Annotated in this window: 10 protein-coding genes and 3 tRNA genes; 6 read left to right on the forward strand and 7 right to left on the reverse strand. The window is 72.3% G+C overall.

Features of this window, described 5'->3' with window-relative positions; all coding sequences use genetic code 11:
* The first annotated feature begins 574 nt into the window (after positions 1-574).
* Positions 575-1,156, forward strand: coding sequence for a M23 family metallopeptidase (locus ABZZ04_RS07905; RefSeq protein WP_356931329.1), 582 nt, complete (start codon positions 575-577; stop codon positions 1,154-1,156).
* A 15-nt stretch (positions 1,157-1,171) separates the two neighbouring features.
* On the opposite strand, the gene ABZZ04_RS07910 is transcribed toward ABZZ04_RS07905, so the two are convergent.
* From ABZZ04_RS07910 to ABZZ04_RS07925, 4 genes are all read right to left on the reverse strand, one after another.
* Positions 1,172-4,066, reverse strand: a complete 2,895-nt coding sequence (locus ABZZ04_RS07910) for a BTAD domain-containing putative transcriptional regulator (RefSeq protein WP_356931330.1) — start codon at positions 4,064-4,066, stop codon at positions 1,172-1,174.
* A 207-nt stretch (positions 4,067-4,273) separates the two neighbouring features.
* A tRNA-Ile gene (locus ABZZ04_RS07915) sits at positions 4,274-4,347 on the reverse strand.
* Positions 4,348-4,581: 234 nt separating this feature from the next.
* A tRNA-Asn gene (locus tag ABZZ04_RS07920) sits at positions 4,582-4,654 on the reverse strand.
* Positions 4,655-4,659: 5 nt separating this feature from the next.
* Positions 4,660-4,732, reverse strand: a tRNA-Asn gene (locus ABZZ04_RS07925).
* A gap of 202 nt (positions 4,733-4,934) precedes the next feature.
* Between ABZZ04_RS07925 and ABZZ04_RS07930 the strand changes: the two genes are divergently transcribed.
* The 4 genes from ABZZ04_RS07930 to ABZZ04_RS07945 all read left to right on the forward strand — a co-directional run bounded on the left by ABZZ04_RS07930 (position 4,935) and on the right by ABZZ04_RS07945 (position 10,635).
* Positions 4,935-5,237, forward strand: coding sequence for a YtxH domain-containing protein (locus ABZZ04_RS07930; RefSeq protein WP_356931517.1), 303 nt, complete (start codon positions 4,935-4,937; stop codon positions 5,235-5,237).
* An 89-nt stretch (positions 5,238-5,326) separates the two neighbouring features.
* Complete coding sequence (locus ABZZ04_RS07935) at positions 5,327-6,772, forward strand: FGGY family carbohydrate kinase (protein ID WP_356931331.1); 1,446 nt, start codon at positions 5,327-5,329, stop codon at positions 6,770-6,772.
* A gap of 198 nt (positions 6,773-6,970) precedes the next feature.
* The gene (locus ABZZ04_RS07940) at positions 6,971-8,704 is read left to right on the forward strand and encodes an ABC transporter ATP-binding protein (protein WP_356931332.1); all 1,734 of its coding nucleotides are present in this window, start codon (positions 6,971-6,973) and stop codon (positions 8,702-8,704) included.
* Complete coding sequence (locus tag ABZZ04_RS07945) at positions 8,704-10,635, forward strand: ABC transporter ATP-binding protein (protein ID WP_356931333.1); 1,932 nt, start codon at positions 8,704-8,706, stop codon at positions 10,633-10,635. Before ABZZ04_RS07940 ends, ABZZ04_RS07945 begins: the two co-directional genes overlap by 1 nt.
* A 65-nt stretch (positions 10,636-10,700) precedes the next feature.
* Here the strand turns inward: ABZZ04_RS07945 and ABZZ04_RS07950 are convergent, their stop codons facing one another.
* The 3 genes from ABZZ04_RS07950 to ABZZ04_RS07960 all read right to left on the reverse strand — a co-directional run bounded on the left by ABZZ04_RS07950 (position 10,701) and on the right by ABZZ04_RS07960 (position 15,414).
* Positions 10,701-11,864: an RNA polymerase sigma factor gene (locus ABZZ04_RS07950; RefSeq protein WP_356931334.1), complete on the reverse strand. Its 1,164-nt coding sequence runs from the start codon at positions 11,862-11,864 to the stop codon at positions 10,701-10,703.
* Positions 11,865-12,117: 253 nt separating this feature from the next.
* Positions 12,118-14,028 (reverse strand): DNA primase, encoded by a 1,911-nt coding sequence (gene dnaG / locus ABZZ04_RS07955; RefSeq protein ID WP_356931335.1) that lies wholly within the window; start codon positions 14,026-14,028, stop codon positions 12,118-12,120.
* Positions 14,029-14,154: 126 nt separating this feature from the next.
* Positions 14,155-15,414: an FAD-dependent oxidoreductase gene (locus ABZZ04_RS07960; RefSeq protein WP_356931336.1), complete on the reverse strand. Its 1,260-nt coding sequence runs from the start codon at positions 15,412-15,414 to the stop codon at positions 14,155-14,157.
* A gap of 272 nt (positions 15,415-15,686) precedes the next feature.
* On the opposite strand from ABZZ04_RS07960, the gene ABZZ04_RS07965 reads away from it, so the two are divergent.
* A complete protein-coding gene (locus tag ABZZ04_RS07965) occupies positions 15,687-16,733 on the forward strand; it encodes a helix-turn-helix domain-containing protein (protein WP_356931337.1) in 1,047 nt (348 codons plus the stop codon).
* Positions 16,734-16,834 lie beyond the last annotated feature (101 nt).

The raw sequence follows: 16,834 nt of genomic DNA on the forward strand, positions 1-16,834 counted from the left end.
GTACCGGGGGGCATGGACTCACGCCCCGGGCGTCGGGGCCGCGGTCCTCCCGCGGGTACGGGCCCCAAAACCGCGAGGCGGACCCGCGCGATGCGCGCGAGCCTGCCTCGGGCTGGGTTTGGCGTCAGGGATGGGGGGTCAGCAACCCCACCCACGTCCACGACGGCCGTAGCCGTAGCCGTAGTCGTCGTAGCCGTAGTCACGGAATCCGCGTCCACGTCCGCGACCGTATCCGCGTCCGTATCCACGTCCGCCTCGACCGCGGCCCCTGTCCCTGTGGTCGAAGATGCTGCGTACGTTCATCTTCGCCTCCTTCGGAGGATGCTGTGCCACTCCTTGCTTCTGCAGCGGCACTTCCGACACTACGTCCACCCCCTACGACCAACAAGTCGTACAAGCCACAATCAGCATTAAAAGCCGTGAATCGTCACATTCCACCGGAGAGTTACCTGTCGATGACTCTCCGAGCACCTCTCCGGACGGCACGGCGCCGTCCACCGGACGCCGCGGTTGTATCCGCTTTGTATGCCCACCTCCTTGAATCGCTCGGTCACCGAGGACAAGGAGAGGGAACATGCGGAGACACGCACGCCGGCTTCTGGCCGCCATCGGCGCCACGGCCACCCTCGCGGTACTGGCTCCCGACGCCGCGGCCGCGTCGCGGGCCGGTTCGTCGGACGTCACGGCGGGCGCGAGCCGACCCGTCTTCAAAATGCCGTTCCGCTGCGGCCAGAAGTGGCTCGGCAGCAACTGGGACGGGCACAGCCCGGCGCACTCGATCGACTGGAACCACTACGACGCCGGCGGCAGCCCGAACGACTTCGGCCGCCGGGTGCTCGCCAGCGCGGGCGGCGAGGTCGTGGCCTCGTACTACTCCACCGGCACCGGCTACGGGAACACCGTCGTGATCGCCCACGGGAACGGCTGGCAGACCCGGTACTCGCATCTGAGGACCCGTGACGTCCGGCGCGGCGACCACGTGGGCCGGGGCCGCGTCATCGGACAGGTAGGCGCGTCGTCCGCGCTCTACGACCTCTCCCCGCACCTGCACTACGAGCAGATCCACGACGGCCGGGTCGTCGTCGCGGTCGTCCAGGGCGTCACCTGGTCCGACCATCTGAAGCGGTACCAGGTCAGTGCCAACGGGTGCGGCTGAGGGACCGACGCCCCGTCAGCCCAACGACCGCAGCCTCGCGCGCACCAGTTCCGCCTGGTCGCGTGCTCCGAGCCGGCGCCACGTCGACAGTGAGCGGTGGAAGTAGCGCAGCGCGGTGTGCCTCCGGCCCGCCGCGTGGTGCAGTTCGCCGAGGAGGCCGGCGACGCGTGCGGCGGCGGCCCGGTCACCGAGCCGCTGCTGCACGGCGAGCGCGTCGACCAGCGGCGCCGAGGCCGCTCCCGCGTCGCCCTGCCGCAGGAACAGCTCCCCGATGGCCTGTTGCACGAACGCCGCGCAGTGCAGGTCGGCGAGCTCGTCCAGGATGCCCAGCGCCCGCCCCAACTCGGCGTGCGCGCGGTGCGGTTCGCCCCGCTGCTCGTGCAGCACCGCGACCCTGCGGCGCACCTGTGCCTCCCGGTGCCGGTCGCCGATCTCGCGGGACAGCTCCAGCGCGCCGTCGAGCCAGGGCGCCGCGGCGGCGGGGTCCCGTCGTTGCAGCCACACCGAGGCGATCGCGTTGCAGGTGACCGCCTCGCCGTGCCGGTCGCCCGCCTTGCCGAAGCGGTGCAGTGCGTCGGTGAACGCCGCCAGGGCGGCATCCGCCTTGCCCAGGAACCGGTACGCCGACCCGATGCCCACTGCCGCGACCGCCTCGCCGGACAGGTGCCCGAGCCCGGCGAAGATCGTGCGCGCCCGGCCGAAGGAGATCAGCGCGTCGACGTACCGGTCCCGGTACAGGTGGAGCTGGCCGAGGTTGCGCAGCAGCGCGGCGGCCCGCGCGTCGGACGGGTCGGGCATCGCCTCCAGCACCAGCCGGTGGGTCCGCAGCCAGTCGTCGTGGTGGAAGCGCATGTCGAAGAAGCCCGCCAGCTCGATCGCCAGGTCGGCGGCCCGGGTGACCCGGCCGAGCCGCAGCGCGGACTCCACGGCCCCGACCAGCGTGCGGCGTTCGGTCTCGAACCATTCAACGGGCAGGGCGCGCACCACCGGTGCCAGGGCGGCCGCCGGACCGGTCGGCGTCCCGGGTTCGCCGAGCACGCCCAGGAAACGGGTGGGCATCGCCGAGTTCGCGAACCGGGCCAGGGCGATGAGGCCGTCGACCACCCGGATCCGGCTCCGGCGGCCCCCGCCGGAGCCGTCCGCCTCGGACAGTTCCCGGGCGTAGCAGCGGAGCAGGTCGTGCATGCGGTACCGCTGAAGCCCCAGGCCGTCGGTTCCGGCCGCCTCGATCAGATGCTCGTCGAGCAGCGTCTCCAGCTCCCCGACGACGCCGTCGGCGCGGCCCACCGCCTGGGCGACGAGCCAGCCCGCCACCGGTTCGTCGCCCAGTTCGCCGAAGGCCCGGAAGACCGCCGCCGCGGACTCGGGCAGGTGCCGGTAGCTCGGCTCGGCGCTCGCCCGTACCTCCATCTCCCCGGTCCGGAGCTGGTCGAGGCGTCCGCGCTCGTCGTCCAGGGAGTCGGCCAGGGTGCCGACGGTCCAGCCCGGCCGGTTCGCCAGCCGGGAGCCGGCGATCCGGACGGCCAGCGGCAGGAAGCCGCAGCCGGCGAGCACCCGTTCGGCGTCCGCCTCCTCGGCGTGCAGCCGGTCCGCCCCGACGATGCCGCCGAACAGTTCGCGGGCCTCCTTTGGCCCCATCATGCCGAGGGGGCAGTGGTGCGCCGGCAGGTCCGGCATCCGGCGGCGCGAGGAGACGAGGACGGCGGAGCCGCCGGTGCCGGGCAGCAGGGGGCGCACCTGCGCGCCGTCGGCGGCGTCGTCGAGGACGATCAGGAACCGGCGCTGCGCCAGCCGGGAGCGGAACAGCGCGGCCCGCTCGCCCGGTTCGGCCGGCATCGTGCTGTCCAGGGCCCCCAGGGCGCGCAGCAGTTCGGCGAGCACGTCGCCCGGCTCGCGCGGCCGGTCGCTCATGCCGCCCAGGTCGACGAAGAGCTGGCCGTCCGGGAAGGCCCCGCGCACCCGGTGCGCGACGTGCACCGCCAGCGCGGACTTGCCCGAACCCGGCGGCCCCGAGAGGACCGCGACGACCGGCTGCCGACCGGATCCCGACAACAGCCGCTCCAGTGACCCGATCTGCTCGGCGCGGCCGGTGAAGTCGGGTATGTCCATCGGCAGTTGGCACACCGGCGCGGGCTCCGCCGGGCGGCTCCTGCCGAAGTGCCCGTACCCGTTCAGCTCCTCCCCCATGGCCCGCAGCGGCGCGCTCGGCTCGATGCCGAGCTCATGGGCGAGCACCCGCTCGGCCTCGGCGTACGCGGACCGGGCCTCGGGGGTACGGCCCGTGCGGTGCAGCGTGCGCACGAGCATCTGCCACAGGTCCTCGCGCAGCGGGTTCTCGACGAGCCGGGACCTCAACTCCGCGACCAGGGGCGCGTGGTCCCCGAGGCGCAACCGCACTTCGAGACATTCTCCGACCGCGGCCGAGCGCGTCTCCTCCAGCCTGACGACCGCCGGGTCCCACACCACGCTGGCGGGGAGGTCCTGCAGGACGCCGCCGCGCCAGAGGCCGAGGGCCGCTTCGTAGCCGCGCAGGGCCGCGGCATCCTCGCCCCGGTCGCGGGCCGCCCTGGCCCGCCCGAGGCGCCGTTCGAAGAGCAGCGTGTCGACGTCCTCGGGCGGGACGTCGAGCGAATAGCCCGAGGGCCGGGTGCTCAGCCCGCCGGTGGCAACCCCCGCCGCCGCCAGGGCGCTCCGCAGCGTGCGCACGTAGGTGCGGACATTGGCCACCGCCGACCGGGGCGCACCGCCGGGCCACAGGACCTCGGTCAGGACGTCGAGCGAGACGAAGCCCCCGGGCTGCAGCAGAAGGGTGGCCAGAACCGCCCGGGGCTTGAGGCCGCCGACGGGGACGGCGGCACCCCCGGTCCCCACCCGAAGCGGCCCCAGCACTCCGAAGAGGGGCTCCCCCATGCACGCCTCCATGGCAGGTTCGCGACAAGCAGCAGGGTACTGGCGTCCAGGGGGCTCGCACAGGGATTCGCGGCCCGTCCCCTTCGGGTCCGCCGGGCCGCCGGACACCGGCCGTCCCCACGGCCCCGGCCGACGCAAAAGGCCCCCATCGAGATGGGGGCCCTTATGTTTCACCAGGTCAGAACGATTCTGCCTGGGGAACTTCGGTGGGGCGGGTGGGACTCGAACCCACGGCCGACGGATTATGAGTCCGCTGCTCTAACCGGCTGAGCTACCGCCCCTTTTCGGCGTGGCGCGTACAAGTGTGCGCGCCGTCTGCCGCAGCATAGCCGGTCATACGATCTCTCGCTCCGGATGGTCGGCTTCACCTGACCATGAGGACCGCACCGACGGCTGCCCGGTTCCGGAAGGGGCGAAACAGACCCCGAAAGAGTCACATGCACCCCCCACGCATCACGGCGCCGAACGGCGACGGGCATGCGAAAGAGGACCCCGTGGGGCCCTCTTCCGTTCCGCTCCCCCGACTGGACTCGAACCAGTAACCCTCCGGTTAACAGCCGAATGCTCTGCCAATTGAGCTACAGGGGATCGCGCTCCCCCGACTGGACTCGAACCAGTAACCTGCCGGTTAACAGCCGGCTGCTCTGCCAATTGAGCTACAGGGGATTGCTGCGTGTGCACCGAACCCTACCTGCCTGGCGGATGCCGGGCGGCGCGCGTTCGCTGCGACACATACATTAGCGCAAGCAGGGGGGTGCTTTGCCAATCGGTATCCCCGGGGTGACCTCCGGCGCCCTCCGGCAGCCGGACGGCACACGTCCGGCACACGTCGCACGAGCGTCGCACTGAGCAAGGAAGGGTGGCAGCCATGCGGTACCGGCTCACGTTCATCGCCGGACTGGCCCTCGGATACGTGATCGGGACACGGGCCGGGCGCGAGCGCTACGAACAGATGAAGGAGTCCGCCCGCCGGTTCGCGCAGAACCCGGCCGTGCGCAACACCGCCGAGTCCGCCGCGCAGAACGGCCGGCAGATGGCCGGAAAGGCGTACCACGCGATGAGCGACAAGGTGGGCGCCAAGGTGCCCGCCCCGGTCGCCGAGCGGATGCGCTCGCTGCGGGACCGCGCCCGCGACGGCGCCGAGGACGACTGGGGCACCTCCAACACCTGAGCGCCGGGGCCCCGGACCCCGGGGCCGCCTGCGACGGCGCCGCGTCATCCGGTACTGAAAAGCTCCGGTGGTGCGGCAGAATCTTGTGCATGGGGATAGTCGCGGGCTTGGACAGCTCTTCCGCCTTCACGCACATCGTCGTCTGCGATGCGGACACCGGCGCCGTACTGCGCCGGGGGTACGCCGCGCACCCCGTCGATCCGAAGGCCACCGAGGTCGACCCGCAGGCCTGGCTGCTCTCGCTCGGCGAGGCCGCCGGCGGCGGGCTGCTGGAGGGCGTGCAGGCCATCGGCGTCTCCGCGCAGCAGCACGGCCTGGTGCCGCTGGACCAGCAGGGCAACCCCGTGCGGCCGGCACTGGTCGGCAACGACAAGCGGGCGCAGGCCGCCGCCGTGGACCTGATCGACCTGTTCGGCGGGCGGCAGCCCTGGGCCGAGGCGGTCGGCTCGGTGCCGCAGGCGGCGCAGCCGGTGGCGAAGCTGCGGTGGCTGGCGCGGACCGAGCCGGAGGCGGCGCAGCGGGTGGCCGCGGTGCTGCAGCCGCACGAATGGCTGGTGTGGCAGCTGCTGGGGCGCCCCGCCCGGCGGACCACCGACCGGGGCGCCGCCTCCGGCACCGGCTACTGGTCGGCGGGCAGCGGCTCCTACCGGCCCGATCTGGTGGAGCTCGCGCTCGGGCACCAGGCCGCGCTGCCCGAGGTGCTCGGCCCCTCCGGGACCGCCGGGACGACGCCCGAGGGGCTGCTGATCTCCGCGGGGACCGGCGAGACGATGGCCGCGGCGTTCGGGCTCGGGGTCGGGGTGGGCGACGCGGTGGTGTCGCTGGGCGCCTCGGGCTCGGTCATGGCGGTGCACCACGGGGCGCTGTCCGACCCGGCCGGGATGATCACGTCGTTCGCGGACGCCACCGGGATGCACCTGCCGGTGGTGCACACGTCGAACGCGGTGCGGGCGTTGCGCGGAACCGCCGAGATGCTCGGCCTGGACAACATCGAGGAGCTGTCCGCGCTGGCGCTGAAGTCGACGCCGGGCGCCTCCGGGCTGGTGCTCCTGCCCTACCTGGAGGGCGAGCGCACCCCGCACCTGCCGCACACCGCGGGGACGCTGTGCGGGCTGCGGCGCGAGTCGATGAAGCCGGAGCACCTGGCGCGGGCGGCGTTCGAGGGGATGCTGTGCTCGCTGGCCGACGCGCTCGACGTGCTGCGCGGCCGGGGCGTCGAGGTGCGTCGGGTGTTCCTGCTGGGGGCGGCGGCCGAGCTGCCCGCCGTGCAGGGGCTGGCGCCCGCGTTCTTCGGTACGCAGGTGGTCGTGCCGCAGCCCGCCGAGTACGCGGCGCTGGGCGCGGCCCGGCAGGCGGCCTGGGCGCTGGGCGCCTCGCAGGGCACGGTCGATCCGCTCGTCCCCCCGGCCTGGCAGGGCGCCGCGGCGCAGGTGCTGGAGCCGGGCGAGGAGTTGGCGGTCGGGCAGGCGGTGCGCCAGCAGTACGTGACGACCCGGGACCGGATCCATCCGGGGGCGTTCGACACCGTGCGCTGAGCACGCGCCGAGCGTGCGCGGGCGCGGTCCGACCTGGTGCGCGGCACCAGGTCGGACCGGGCGCGCGGCAGGGCTCCCACCGACTGTGTACTCGGTCTTTTTTTTGACCTGGTCTTGAGTAAAATTACTCGCAGTCGCGGCCGACGGTGCCGGAAAATGGGTCGACTCCCGCACTCTGCCGACATCCGAGAGACACGCGTGCTCATAAAACTCCTGCGGGCCCATCTCGGTCCGTACAAGAAACCCATCGCTCTGCTGGTCCTCCTCCAGCTGCTGCAGACCTGTGCCAGCCTCTACCTCCCCACCCTGAACGCCGACATCATCGACAACGGCGTCGTCGAGGGGGACACCGGCTACATCCTCGAATTCGGCGCCATCATGATCGCCGTCAGCATCGGCCAGGTGGTCTGCAACATGGGGGCCATCCACTACGGCGCCCGTACCGCCTCCGCGCTCGGCCGCGACGTGCGGGCCGCGGTCTTCGACCGGGTCCAGTCGTTCTCGGCGCGCGAGCTCGGGCGGTTCGGGGCTCCTTCGCTGATCACCCGTACGACCAATGACGTGCAGCAGATCCAGATGCTGGTGCTGACCACGTTCACCCTGATGGTGTCGGCCCCGATCATGTGTGTCGGCGGCATCGTCATGGCGCTCGGCCAGGACGTCCCGCTGTCGGCGGTGCTGCTCGCGGTGGTGCCGGTGCTGGGCATCTCGGTGAGTCTGATCGTGAAGCGGATGCGCCCGCTGTTCCGCACGATGCAGGAGCGGCTCGACACGGTGAACCGGGTGCTGCGCGAGCAGATCACCGGCAACCGGGTCATCCGCGCCTTCGTCCGCGACGAGTACGAGGAGGAGCGTTTCCGCGGCTCCAACACCGAGCTGACGGACGTGGCGCTGGCCACGGGCCGGCTGACGGCGCTGATGTTCCCGACCGTGATGACGGTCGTGAACGTCTCGTCGATCGCCGTGCTCTGGTTCGGCGCCCACCGCATCGACAGCGGCGGCATGGAGATCGGCGCGCTGACCGCCTTCCTCGCCTATCTGATGCAGATCGTCATGTCGGTGATGATGGCCACCTTCATGTTCATGATGGTGCCTCGCGCCGAGGTGTGCGCCGAGCGCATCCAGGAGGTCCTGGAGACGGAGTCGAGCGTGGTCCCGCCGGTCGCGCCGGTCCGCGAGCTGCGCGCCCGCGGCCACCTGGAGGTGCGCGGCGCGGACTTCCGCTACCCGGGCGCCGAGGAGCCGGTGCTGCGGTCGGTGGAACTGGTGGCCCGCCCCGGCGAGACCACCGCGATCATCGGGTCGACGGGCAGCGGCAAGTCGACGCTGCTGGGGCTCGTGCCGCGACTGTTCGACGTGACGGACGGCCAGGTGCTGGTGGACGGCGCGGACGTGCGGACGCTGGACCCGGTCCTGCTGGCGAAGACCGTGGGCCTCGTCCCGCAGAAGCCGTACCTGTTCTCCGGGACGGTCGCGACGAACCTGCGGTACGGGAACCCGGACGCGACCGACGAGGAGCTGTGGCACGCGCTGGAGGTCGCCCAGGCCAAGGAGTTCGTCGAGGGCCTGGAGCACGGCCTGGACGCGCCGATCGCGCAGGGCGGCACCAATGTCTCCGGCGGGCAGCGGCAGCGGCTCTCCATAGCCAGGACGCTGGTGCAGCGGCCGGAGATCTATCTCTTCGACGACTCGTTCTCGGCCCTGGACTACGCGACCGACGCCGCGCTGCGCGGCGCGCTGGCCCGGGAGACCGCCGACGCGACCGTGGTGATCGTGGCGCAGCGCGTGTCCACCATCCGCGAGGCCGACCGGATCCTGGTGCTGGACGAGGGCCGGGTCGTCGGCTCCGGCACCCATCACGAACTGATGGCCGGCAATGAGACGTACCGGGAGATCGTGCTCTCCCAGCTGACGGAAGCGGAGGCCGCGTGATGGCCGGTCCTGGCGGACGCATGATGGCGGGCGGGGCGCCGACCGACCGTTCCATGGACTTCAAGGGGTCCTCGAAACGGCTGCTGAAGCGTTTCGAGGCGGAGAAGATCCCGCTCTACATGATGCTGGCGGCCTGCGCGGTGAGCGTCGCCCTGTCGGTGATCGGGCCGAAGATCCTCGGCCGGGCGACCGACCTGGTCTTCGCCGGGTTCGTCGGCCGGCAGATGCCGGAGGGGGCGACCAAGGAGGAGACCATCGCGCGCATGCGCGACGGCGACAGCGGCCTCGCCGACATGCTGTCCGGGGTGGACTTCGTCCCGGGGCACGGCATCGACTTCGGCGCGGTGGGCGACGTGCTGCTGCTGGCGCTGGCGATCTACGTCGGGGCCGGGCTGCTGATGCTGGTGGCCACCCGGCTGTCGATCCGGATCATCAACCGGGTCATATTCCAGCTGCGCGAGGACATCCAGACGAAGCTGTCGCGGCTGCCGCTGTCGTACTTCGACCGGGCCAAGCGCGGCGAGGTGCTCAGCCGGGCGACGAACGACATCGACAACATCTCGCAGACGATGCAGCAGACGATGGGCCAGCTCATCAACTCCCTGCTCACCATCGTCGGCGTCCTGATCATGATGTTCTGGGTCTCGCCGCTGCTGGCCCTGGTGGCCCTGGTGACGGTGCCGCTCTCGGTGGTCGTGGCGACGAGGATCGGCAAGCGCTCGCAGCCCCAGTTCGTGCAGCAGTGGCAGGTCACGGGCAAGCTCAACGCCCACATCGAGGAGATGTACACCGGGCACACGCTGGTGAAGGTCTTCGGGCGGCAGGCGGAGTCCGCGAAGGACTTCGCCGAGCAGAACGAGGCGCTGTACGAGGCGAGTTCCAAGGCCCAGTTCAACAGCGGGATCATGCAGCCGCTGATGATGTTCATGTCGAACCTGAACTACGTGCTGGTCGCCGTCGTCGGCGGGCTGCGGGTCGCGTCGGGCGCGCTGTCCATCGGTGACGTGCAGGCGTTCATCCAGTACTCGCGCCAGTTCTCGATGCCGCTGACCCAGGTCGCCTCGATGGCGAACCTGGTGCAGTCGGGCGTCGCGTCGGCCGAGCGGATCTTCGAGCTGCTGGACGCCGAGGAGCAGGGCGCCGACCCCGGGCCCGGCAAGGCCGAGCGGCCCGGGAAGCTGCTGGGCGGGGTCTCGCTGGAGAAGGTGTCGTTCCGCTACGACCCGGACAAGCCGCTGATCGAGAACCTGTCGCTGGACGTCGAGCCCGGCCACACGGTCGCGATCGTCGGCCCGACCGGCGCGGGGAAGACCACCCTGGTCAATCTGCTGCTGCGGTTCTACGAGGTGACCGGCGGGCGCATCGCGCTCGACGGGGTGGACGTGGCGAAGATGTCGCGGGACGACCTGCGCCGGTCGATCGGCATGGTCCTCCAGGACACCTGGCTGTTCGGCGGCTCGATCGCGGACAACATCGCGTACGGCGCCTCGCGCGAGGTCACCCGCGAGGAGATCGAGGAGGCGGCGCGGGCGGCCCACGCCGACCGCTTCATCCGCACCCTCCCGGACGGCTACGACACGGTGATCGACGACGAGGGCACCGGGGTCAGCGCGGGTGAGAAGCAGCTGATCACGATCGCCCGCGCGTTCCTGTCCGATCCGGTGATCCTGGTGCTCGACGAGGCGACCAGCTCCGTCGACACCCGGACCGAGGTGCTGATCCAGAAGGCGATGGCGCGCCTCGCGCACGGCCGCACGAGCTTCGTGATCGCGCACCGGCTCTCCACGATCCGGGACGCCGACGTCATCCTGGTGATGGAGAACGGCTCGATCGTCGAACAGGGCACGCACGAGGAGCTGTTGGCCTCCGGGGGCGCCTACGCCCGGCTGTACTCGGCGCAGTTCGCCCAGGCGGTCGCCGAAGTCGACTAGGCGAACCGCCCGTTCGGCCCCCGAGGGCCCGTGCCGCCGACCGGTGGCACGGGCCCTCGCGCGCATCAGTCGAGGTAGCCGCGGAGCTGGTCGGCGAAGGCGTGGTCCCGCAGTTTGCCGAGCGTCTTGGACTCGATCTGGCGGATGCGTTCGCGGGTCACGCCGAAGATCCGGCCGATCTCCTCCAGGGTGCGGGGCCGCCCGTCGGCCAGCCCGTAGCGCAGCTGGACCACCTTCCGTTCGCGTTCGCCGAGGGTGGAGAGCACCGCCTCCAGGTGCTCGCGCAGCAGCAGGAAGGCGGCGGACTCGACCGGGGACGCGGCGTCGCCGTCCTCGATCAGGTCGCCGAGGGCGACGTCCTCCTCGCCGACCGGGGCGTGCAGCGAGACGGGTTCCTGGGCGAGCCGCAGGACCTCGCCGACCCGTTCCGGGGTGAGGTCGAGCTGGGCCGCGACCTCCTCGGCCGTGGGTTCGCAGCCGCGTTCCTGGAGCAGCCGGCGCTGGACGCGCACGACGCGGTTGATCAGTTCGACGACGTGCACCGGGACCCGTATGGTCCGCGCCTGGTCGGCGAGGGCGCGGGACATGGACTGCCGGATCCACCAGGTCGCGTACGTGGAGAACTTGTAGCCCCGGGTGTAGTCGAACTTCTCGACCGCCCTGATCAGCCCGAGGTTTCCCTCCTGGACCAGGTCGAGCATGGTCAGCCCGCGCCCGATGTAGCGCTTGGCGACGGAGACGACGAGGCGGAGGTTGGCCTCGATGAGGCGGCGTTTGGCCATCCGCCCCATGACCACCAGCCGGTCGAGGTCGACGGCCAGCCGGGTGTCGGGGTCCGGGGTGCGCGCGAGCCGTTCCTCGGCGAAGAGCCCGGCCTCGACGCAGCGGGCGAGTTCCACCTCCTCGGCGGCGCTGAGCAGGGGTATCCGCCCTATCTCCCGCAGGTACTGGCGGAAGAGGTCGGAGGAGGTGGTGCCGGTCTCCGGACGGTTCCGCGCCCCCTGCCCCGGTCCTCGTCCCGGCCCCGGTTCCGGGGCTTCGGACTCCTCCGCGAGCGCCTCCGGCGGCTCCTCGGCGAGCACCTCGGGCGGGTCCTCCGCGAGCGCTTCCGGCGGGTCCGGCGGGTCGACCGGTGCGGGCGGGGGTTCCACCGCGGCCTCCGGATGCCGTACGGCCCGGTTCTGCGCGGGGATGGCCGAGATGTGCTCGGTTTTGGTCCGGGTCTGCACGGGGGCGACCTCCAGGTGATCGCTGCCGGACCGCGGGTGCGGGCCACCGTTCGGTGGACCGGCCGCGTTCCGATGACTCAGGCACCGCCCTCAGTGTGGGGCACGACACATCCCCGTCACGAGGGGCGTGCGGGGACTTTCTGAGTCCGTTCCGTGACCGGGCGGTTACCGCGGGAGCACCCGGGGCGTCAGAGCGCGGCGGCCACGAGCGGATCGCCGCCCACCAGCGCGGGTTCCGCGAAGCCCCCGGACGTCAGAGCGCGGCGGCCCCGTTGCCGCGCAGGCTCCGGGCGTACTGCTGGAGGACCCAGACCTCGTTCTGCGCGGCGGCCAGGTGGTCCGGGGCGACGTTGCTGCCGAGCCGGGCCAGGCTGCTCTGGACGTCGTCGATCCGGCGGTCGACGGCGCGCAGCCGGACGTGGACGAGCTGCATGCCCGCGTAGGTCTCGTCGATGCTCTTGCCGTGGAAGACCTCGACGGCCAGTTCGGTGACGAGGTTGCGCACCGTCTCATTGGGCGTCGCGTCGAGCACCCGGACCAGGTACTCGCGGCTGTCGGCGAGGCCCTGTTCGGCGCCGCCCGCCTCCTCGATGCACTGGCGCACGGCGGCGTAGGGCGGGGCGGTGAACTCGTCGGCCCCGTAGGCGTCGAACGCGGGCGAGACCAGCTCGGGTTTTTGCAGGGCGAGCTTGAGCAGTTCGCGTTCGGTGCGGTGGGCGGGGCTGCGGAGGTTGAGCGCGGGGCCGGACGGGGTCACGGGGGCCTGCACCTCCTGGTGCCGGTCGCCGCCCCGCGCGGCGGGCCGTGCGGGGCCGCGCCGGTCGCCGCCCCGCCCGCGGGCCCACTGGGCGAGCTGGTTGACCCGGTGCACCACGTACTCCTGGTCCAGGATGCCGACGAAGCCGGCCAGCTGGACGGCGACCTCGCGCTGCACGCTGCCCGTCTTGATCTTGGCGACGACGGGGGCCGCCTCGTCGAGCGCGGCGGCGCGGCCCGCCGGGGTCTCCAGGTCGTACCTGGAGACGATCTGGCGGAGTGCGAACTCGAAGAGCGGGGTGCGCGGCTCGACCAGGTCGCGCACGGCGTCGTCGCCCTTGACCAGCCGCAGGTCGCAGGGGTCCATGCCGTCCGGGGCGATGGCGATGTACGTCTCGGCGGCGAACTTCTGGTCGTCCTCGAAGGCCCGCAGGGCGGCCTTCTGGCCGGCCGCGTCGCCGTCGAACGTGAAGATCACCCGGGCGCTGCCGTTGTCCATCAGGAGCCGGCGCAGGATCTTGATGTGGTCGCCGCCGAAGGCCGTGCCGCAGGTGGCGATGGCGGTGGTGACCCCGGCGAGGTGGCAGGCCATGACATCGGTGTAGCCCTCGACGACCACGGCCCGGCTGGACTTCGCGATGTCCTTCTTCGCCAGGTCGATGCCGTACAGCACCTGGGACTTCTTGTAGATCGCGGTCTCGGGGGTGTTGAGGTACTTCGGTCCGTTGTCGTCCTCGCGCAGCTTGCGGGCGCCGAACCCGACGACGTCGCCGGCGGTGTCGCTGATCGGCCACATCAGCCGGCCGCGGAAGCGGTCGATGGGGCCGCGCCTGCCGTCCTGGGAGAGGCCGGAGGCGATCAGCTCCTTGTCGCTGAAGCCCTGGCCGCGCAGGTAGCGGGTGAGGTGGTCCCAGCCGGCCGGGCTGTAGCCGACGCCGAAGTGGGCGGCGGCGGCCTGGTCGAAGCCCCGCTCGGCGAGGAACTTCCGGCCGATCTCGGCCTCGGGGCTCTCCAGCTGCTCGACGTAGAACCGGGCGGCGGCCTTGTGCGCCTCGACCAGCCGGATGCGCTCGCCGCGCTGGTGGGAGGGGTTGTACCCGCCCTCCTCGTAGCGCAGGGTGATGCCCGCCTTGGCGGCGAGCCGCTCGACCGTCTCGGAGAACGAGAGGTGGTCGATCTTCATCACGAAGGCGATCGTGTCGCCGCCCTCCTGGCAGCCGAAGCAGTGGAAGAGACCCTTGCTCGGACTGACCTGGAAGGAGGGGGACTTCTCGTCGTGGAACGGACAGAGCCCCTTGAGGTTGCCACCGCCCGCGTTGCGCAGCTGGAGGTACTCGGACACGACGGCGTCGATCGGGACCGCGTCCCGTACCGCCTTCACATCGTCGTCATTGATCCTGCCTGCCACGGGTGAATTCTACGGGTGGGGGCGGACAGCCGGACCGCGCGGCGCTGTGATCCGCGGAACCCGCCGCTCCGGTACGCCGGGCGCGGCCCGGGGGGACCGGGCGGGGTCCGGCGTACCGGGCGCGGTTCAGCCCAGGGCGTCCAGCGGCACCGACGGGTCCGCCAGCGCGTCCGGGTCGACCTGCCGGCCGGCCCTGATCAGCCCCTGCACGGTCTCGGTGACGTCCCACACGTTGACGTTCATGCCGGCCAGCACCCGGCGGTCCTTCAGCCAGAAGGCGATGAACTCGCGCTTCCCCGCGTCGCCGCGGATGACCACCTGGTCGTAGCTGCCCGGCGGCGCCCAGCCGGAGTACTCCAGGCCGAGGTCGTACTGGTCGGAGAAGAAGTACGGCACCCGGTCGTAGCTCACCTCCTGGCCGAGCATGGCGCGGGCCGCGGCCGGGCCGCTGTTCAGCGCGTTCGCCCAGTGCTCCACGCGCAGCCGGGACCCGAGCAGCGGATGGGCCACGTTGGCGACGTCACCGGCGGCGAAGATGTGCGGGTCGCTGGTGCGCAGGGAGGCGTCCACGGCGATGCCGCCGCCGTCCGCGCGGGGGGCCATGGCGAGCCCGGCGGTCTCGGCGAGGGCGGTGCGGGGGGCGGCGCCGATCGCGGCGAGGACGTCGTGGGCGGGGTGCTCCTCTCCGTCGTCGGTGCGGACGGCGAGCACCAGGCCGTCCTGGCCGATGATCTCGGTGAGGCGGACGCCGAAGTGGAAGCGGACCCCGTGGTCGCTGTGCAGGTCGGTGAAGATCTGGCCGAGTTCGGGGCCGACGACCTGGTGCAGCGGGGTCGGTTCCGGTTCGACGACGGTGACCTCGGCGCCGTAGCCGCGGGCCGCCGCCGCGACCTCCAGCCCGATCCACCCGGCCCCGGCGATCACCAGGTGGCCGTTGTCGCGGCCGAGCGAGGTCAGGACGTTGCGCAGCCGGTCGGCGTGGGCGAGGCGGCGCAGATGGTGGACGCCGGCCAGGTCCGTGCCCGGGACGGGGAGGCGGCGCGGTTCGGCCCCGGTGGCGAGCAGCAGCTTGTCGTAGTGGACGACGGTGCCGTCGCCGAGCCGTACGGAGCGGGCCTCCCGGTCGAGCGAGGTGACGGGCTGGCCCAGGTGCAGCTCGATCTCGGCGCCCGCGTACCAGGCGGTGTCGTGGACGAAGACGCTGTTGCGGTCCTCCTTGCCGGACAGGTAGCCCTTGGAGAGCGGCGGCCGTTCGTACGGATGGTCGCGTTCGTCGCCGAGGAGGATCACCCGGCCGCTGAAACCCTCCGCCCGGAGGGTCTCCGCTGCCTTCGCTCCGGCCAGTCCTCCGCCGACGATGACGAACGTCCGATGTGCGTCGACCACTTGATGCCTCCTCGGTGCTTGCTTCGCGTCGCCGCCAACTGCGAGCGTCCCGCACGCAGCGTGATGACGAAAGAGGGTGTACCCCGATCAGGTCACCCCCAGTGGTCGGTCCCAGTCTGCTACCGCGGCCCGCGGCCCGCGGCGCGGCTCGCAGACGGGCCCGATCCCGTTTGCCCGGCCGGGACGACTGGCTACTGTGGGAATCCGGCGCCGGTGGGGACGGCCCGACGGGGCCCCGGGGCGGCGCGGAGGACAGGACGTGCGGGGGGCGCATGCTACGCATCCACTTCACCAGCGAGGACCTGAACCGGCTGCGGGTCGCACCGGGCCCGGATCCGATGTGGGAACTCGTGCTCGCCCTGCACCTGTTGCAGAACCGGCAGGCGGCGGTGGTCTTCGACCCGTGGCGGCGCGAGGTCCGGGCGGCGATCGCGCGGGCGGGCCTGGGGGGAACGGTGACCGCCCTGACCCGGCTGTGCCCGCACGCCGCGTTCTTCCCGGACTTCCTGACCCCGGGGCAGGGCGACACCGATCTGGAGACCGGCATCGACCGGGTGCTGTCGACCCCGATGGCCGAACTGGACCGGGAGATCTCCATGCTCCACCCGCCCGGCCGGATGCCGGGCGGGGCGCGGCTGCTCGCGGGCGGTGACCGGCGGGCGCTGGGACGGCTGGGCGAGGCGCTGCGCCGCACGTACGCGGTGGCGGTCCAGCCGTACGCGGACGACATCCGGGCCGCGGTGGCAACCGACCGGCCGGTGCGCGCGCGGGCGGCGCTGGGCTCGGGCAGCAGCGGCCTGCTCGCCAGCTACGGCCCCGACCTGGACTGGCGGAACGAGAGCCGGCTGCTGGAGGCCCCGTACCCGGTGTCCCGGGACAAGCCGCTGAACGGCCGGCCGCTCACGATCGTCCCGGCGTTCTTCTGCGTGCGCCACCCGGTCATGCTGGCCGACCCCGGGCTGCCGCAGGTGCTGGTCCATCCGCTGTCCCCGGCTGCGGGCTGGCTGGAGCGGTCCAGGGCCGCACGGCGCGACGCCGGTTCGCGGACACCGGGAGTGGCCCGGCTCATCGGCCGTTCCCGGGCCGCCGCGCTGGACGTGCTGGAGCGGCCGATGACGACGACGCAGCTGGCCGCGGTGCTGCGGCTGACCCTGTCGACGGCGAGCCGGCACGCGACGGTGCTGCGGGAAGCGGGGCTGGTCGCCTCGGAGCGGCAGGGCTCCGCGGTGATCCACCGCCGGACGCTGCTGGGCGACGCGCTGATGGACGAGTGTCCCCCGGGCGGAGTCGGGCGGAGGGCCGACCGGGAAGCGGGGTGAGGGCCGCGTCGGGGGGCGGGGAACGGTGGGTCCGGCGGGTCCGGTGGGGCGGGGAACGGCGGGGGGACGTCCCACGCGGCCCGGACCGGATCGGCGCGGCG

Origin of the sequence: Streptomyces sp. NPDC006435 (assembly GCF_040612315.1) — a bacterium.
Classification (GTDB): domain Bacteria; phylum Actinomycetota; class Actinomycetes; order Streptomycetales; family Streptomycetaceae; genus Streptomyces.

Bases quoted from the DNA above. Each gene is read 5' to 3' on its own strand.
- ABZZ04_RS07905 (WP_356931329.1), top strand. From the start codon at position 575: ATGCGGAGACACGCACGCCGGCTTCTGGCCGCCATCGGCGCCACGGCC.
- ABZZ04_RS07910 (WP_356931330.1), bottom strand. From the start codon at position 4,066: ATGGGGGAGCCCCTCTTCGGAGTGCTGGGGCCGCTTCGGGTGGGGACC.
- ABZZ04_RS07930 (WP_356931517.1), top strand. From the start codon at position 4,935: ATGCGGTACCGGCTCACGTTCATCGCCGGACTGGCCCTCGGATACGTG.
- ABZZ04_RS07935 (WP_356931331.1), top strand. From the start codon at position 5,327: ATGGGGATAGTCGCGGGCTTGGACAGCTCTTCCGCCTTCACGCACATC.
- ABZZ04_RS07945 (WP_356931333.1), top strand. From the start codon at position 8,704: ATGGCCGGTCCTGGCGGACGCATGATGGCGGGCGGGGCGCCGACCGAC.
- ABZZ04_RS07965 (WP_356931337.1), top strand. From the start codon at position 15,687: ATGCTACGCATCCACTTCACCAGCGAGGACCTGAACCGGCTGCGGGTC.